We start from the raw sequence: 3059 nt of genomic DNA on the forward strand, positions 1-3059 counted from the left end.
ATTTTGCAATACCACAAATAAGGTCTGAATATACAACATTAATATACCAAAAAGTTAAGCTCTGAAGTCCGCATAAATGCTGTACTTGCAGAGCTTTATAACTTGTTTTTACTGCAAAACTCAGGATCAAAAGCATAACACCTGAACGTGATCACTCTTTGTCATTTAAAGGAGAAAAAATCAGATTTTTTCTAATTAATACGGTTTATGCTTTATTTTATTATAATACCATTATTTACATATATCTACAAGAAAGGACAAAATAAATAATACATCCCAAATAGACTAAAGATTATATAAAAGAAAGCATCAACAATTTGAATAATATTTATCCCCAAGGATTAACGTTAATTCTTGAAAATTTCAAATATACTTCATACTTGAAGGATAATGTCAGTTCCTGGTGAAATTAGTTAACTATTCATGAACTATCACCTTATGGAGGCAAACCATGGTTGTTACTGCTTTGGATTACAGGCACATCTTTGACACTTCACCCCTTTCGGTGTTTATCCACCAGGATGGGACGTTGCAGACTGCCAACCCAAGGATGGTTAGTTTGATCGGTTATAGTGAAGAGGAACTGCGCGGCAAGTTTTTTGAGCAAATATACCCGGAAGACCGAACAATAGTAGCGGACAGCGCCAGGCGCCGCCTTGCCGGGGAAGACATGCCGGATTCTTACGAGTTCAGGGCATTTAATAGTGACGGCGAGCTGCTCTATTTAAAGGGCTTTTTTTCACTCATAGAGTATAATGGCCGCACGGCTATCCTTGGTCAACTGCTCGACATAACTGGTCATAAACTTGCGGAGGAACTTTTGGAAAGGGAGAGAAGCAGCTTCTCAACCATAATTGAGAACCTCCCATGCGGTGTATTCTTTTTGGACAGAAACTGGAATATCATCCATCAGAACACGGCATCGATTAATATGTTGGGCTACACTCTGGAGGAAATTCACACATTTAATGATAGTCAGCTGAAGTTTTACCCGGACCCGGCATACAGAAAGAAAGTTATAGAGGACTGGCTGGAAAATATTAAAAATCCGGTTATGTCCAGGACTTTTACTGTGACCTGCAAGGACGGGTCTGCAAAAGAAATAGAGTTTTGGCCGACTTTCCTGGAAGACGGGCGGATAGTCCTGGCCATGTTTGACGTAACTGAGCGCAGGAAGGCTGAGGAACAAATCAGAACCAGCGAAGAAAAATACCGTGAGCTGGCAGATTCGCTGCCGGAAGTCGTTTATGAAATGGACGAAAAAGGGATAATCAAATATGGCAACAATAATTGTTACGAATTCTTCGGCTGCACTAAAGATGATTTTGATAAGGGTATCAAGGCGTTAGACTACTTAGTTCCTGAAGATCGAGTGCGGGCGACACAGAATATTTTGAGACTGATGAACGGTGAGAAGTTAGGCATCATTGAATACACAGTACGCAGGAAGGACGGCTCGACTTTCCCCGTTATTATACATTCAAGTCCTGTTATCAAAGACGGCAAGCCGGCAGGCTTGCGGGGGGTCATTATGGACATATCCGAACGCAAGCAGATGGAGGAGCGCCTGAAAACCCTCAGCCTGCGCGATTCACTCACAGGTCTATATAACCGCAGCTACTTTGAGAACGAAATAGAACGTTTAGAAAGCGGAGGTTTTAACAAGGTAAGCGTAATCATATGTGATGTGGACGGGCTTAAAATTATTAACGACTCTTTCGGACACGGCAGCGGTGACGCGCTGCTGATAGCTGCTGCCGATGTCCTGAGAAGTTCCCTGCGGGACAGCGATATAATAGCCCGGATTGGCGGCGACGAATTTGCCGTTATTCTGCCAAACTGCGGCCACACAGCCGCCCAAAGGGCTTTCAACAGGATACTTAAGGCCGTGGAGAATTACAATGCTGCAAACCCGGCATTGCCACTGAGCCTTTCCGCGGGTTTTGCCACGACTAATGATCCGCTCGGCCTGGGGGATCTATACAGAGAAGCCGACAATAACATGTACCGTGAAAAATTGCACCAGAGCAAGAGTACACGGAGCGCCGTCGTGCAAACACTGGTAAAAGCAATGGAAGCAAGGGACTATAATACGGAGGGCCATGCTGAACGCCTGCTGGTTTTAGTATCAAGCCTGGGCAAGGCTGAAGGTTTTCCGAAGCAAAGGTTGGATGACCTGTCCCTGTTGGCTAAGTTCCACGACATCGGCAAGGTAGGCATACCAGACAGTATTCTATTTAAACCTGGCGATCTTACCCATTTAGAATTAATTGAAATGCAGCGGCACTGCGAGATCGGGCACCGTATAGCGCAGTCGGCGCCCGAACTGGCTTTAATCGCGGACTGGATTCTCAAACACCACGAGTGGTGGAACGGCGAGGGCTACCCGCTTGGCCTGAAAGGGGAGGAAATCCCTCTGGAGTGCCGTATACTTAGCATTGCCGACGCTTACGACGCCATGACCAGCGACCGGCCTTACCGTAAGGCTTTATCTCAGCCGGAAGCTGTAGCTGAGCTAAACAGGTGTGCCGGGACTCAGTTTGATCCTAAATTGGTTCAAAAATTTATAAAAATACTTAATATGGGGTAGGGAAATTTTTTATTTAAGAAGGTATGGCCCTGCACAATATAGATAATTAAATAAAGATATTGATGCAAAAAACACAGTTCAGCATACCCTACTTGATCCTTGAAAAGCGCATAAGACATTTTTTGAGGGAGTGTAAATAATTCCGTGTAAATGGAAATTTCCATCTTTAATTTGGTTAAGCTATAAATGGCTCTTTTCCGCCAGGAGGATAGGGCGATGCCTTTTATGGCTATCCCTGCCAGAACTGGAGAGCAACCCGAGCGACTGGCGGGGTTCTGCCGGGGATAGAGAGAGGGTGACTGTTATAGTCATCCCCTTATTCCTCAAAGCGTTAAACTCGTTTCAACTGGTAATAACTGGGCAACCAAGAAGGCGGTCACTTATAGGAGGCGATCAACCACCCCTCTTTCTAGGAATATATAGCTGGTTCGTGCGCAGCAAAGCATAAACCAGCCGGACCAGTTTTCTG

At 44.8% G+C, this 3059-nt stretch carries 1 protein-coding gene; it reads left to right on the forward strand.

The genetic code is table 11. From position 1 onward, the window contains the following. The first annotated feature begins 451 nt into the window (after positions 1-451). Positions 452-2590: a PAS domain S-box protein gene (locus tag Pmgp_RS18950; RefSeq protein WP_134216203.1), complete on the forward strand. Its 2139-nt coding sequence runs from the start codon at positions 452-454 to the stop codon at positions 2588-2590. Positions 2591-3059: the final 469 nt, after the last annotated feature.

Origin of the sequence: Pelotomaculum propionicicum, assembly GCF_004369225.1 — a bacterium.
GTDB lineage: Bacteria > Bacillota > Desulfotomaculia > Desulfotomaculales > Pelotomaculaceae > Pelotomaculum_B > Pelotomaculum_B propionicicum.